The organism is Laedolimicola ammoniilytica, from assembly GCF_025567165.1.
Classification (GTDB): domain Bacteria; phylum Bacillota; class Clostridia; order Lachnospirales; family Lachnospiraceae; genus Laedolimicola; species Laedolimicola ammoniilytica.
The window spans coordinates 1-1,308 of record NZ_JAOQKC010000055.1; the positions used below are offsets into that span (position 1 = coordinate 1).

Here is a 1,308-nt window from a genome sequence, read left to right on the forward strand (position 1 = left end):
TCAAGGAGGGATAGATTTGAATGTATTTGAAGCTGTGAAGCAGTCCGTCACAACAAGACAGGCTGCGGAGCATTATGGAATCCATGTAGGTCGGAACGGGATGGCTTGCTGCCCGTTCCATAATGATAAAACCCCAAGCATGAAGCTGGATCGGCGTTACCACTGCTTCGGCTGCGGTGCGGATGGGGATGTGATTGATTTTGCCGCCGCCCTGTATGGGCTGGCAAAGAAAGAAGCCGCCGTACAACTGGCAAATGACTTTGGGCTTTCCTATGAGGACTGGAAACCGCCGGGAAAGGCAAAAAAGCCCAAGCCCCGGCAGAAATCCCCGGAGGAACAGTTTCAGGAAGCAAAGAACCGCTGCTTCCGTATCCTTGCCGATTATCTCCACCTGCTTCGGGCATGGAGAACGGAATATGCCCCGCACTCCCCGGAGGAAGCCTTTCATCCCCGGTTTGTGGAAGCCTTACAGAAGCAAGCCCAAGTGGAATATCTGCTGGATGTGCTTCTGTTCGGGGAAACAGAGGAAAAAGCGGCTTTGATTACGGACTACGGAAAGGATGTGATACAGCTTGAACAGCGAATGGCAGAGCTTGCAGCCGCAGACGCAGCAAGAACTAAAAAACACCATGAACGCCATGCAGCCGCCCCAGAGCATTGAGGAAATCAAGGCGGGGCTGGAAACTACCGAGAAAGGCGGTGTCCGTCAGAGCATACGGAACTGCCTGACCGTATTCCAGCGTGACCCTCTGCTTTCCGGGGCTATCGCATACAACATCCTAACTGACCGAAAGGACATCATAAAGCCCATCGGCTTCCACAGAGAAAGCACCGCCCTGAACGATACGGACATGAAGTATCTGCTTCTCTATCTGGAAGAAACCTACGGGCTTACCAATGAGAAAAAGATTGATAACGCCATCGGGATTGTGGCGAATGAAAACAAGTACCATCCCATCCGGGACTACCTAAGTGCCCTTGTGTGGGACGGGACAGAACGAATCCGTTTCTGTCTGCGGCACTTTCTGGGGGCTGACGCAGACGATTACACCTATGAAGCGTTGAAGCTGTTCCTGCTGGGTGCAATCTCACGAGCCTTTCAGCCGGGGTGCAAGTTTGAAATCATGCTCTGTCTGGTCGGCGGTCAGGGGGCTGGCAAGTCCACCTTCTTCCGTCTGCTGGCAGTCCGGGACGAGTGGTTCTCCGATGATTTGCGGAAGCTGGACGATGACAATGTGTACCGCAAGCTGCAAGGTCACTGGATTATCGAAATGTCGGAAATGATGGCAACCGCCAACGCCAAGAGCA

Annotated in this window: 2 protein-coding genes; both read left to right on the forward strand. The window is 53.2% G+C overall.

The window, feature by feature from the left end; genetic code table 11:
* Nucleotides 1-16 precede the first annotated feature (16 nt).
* Nucleotides 17-661, forward strand: a complete 645-nt coding sequence (locus OCV63_RS17310; RefSeq protein WP_158365445.1) for a CHC2 zinc finger domain-containing protein — start codon at nucleotides 17-19, stop codon at nucleotides 659-661.
* Nucleotides 630-1,308 (forward strand): virulence-associated E family protein (locus OCV63_RS17315; protein WP_262670956.1); only part of this gene is annotated, 679 nt, incomplete at its 3' end. The genes OCV63_RS17310 and OCV63_RS17315, both read left to right, overlap by 32 nt.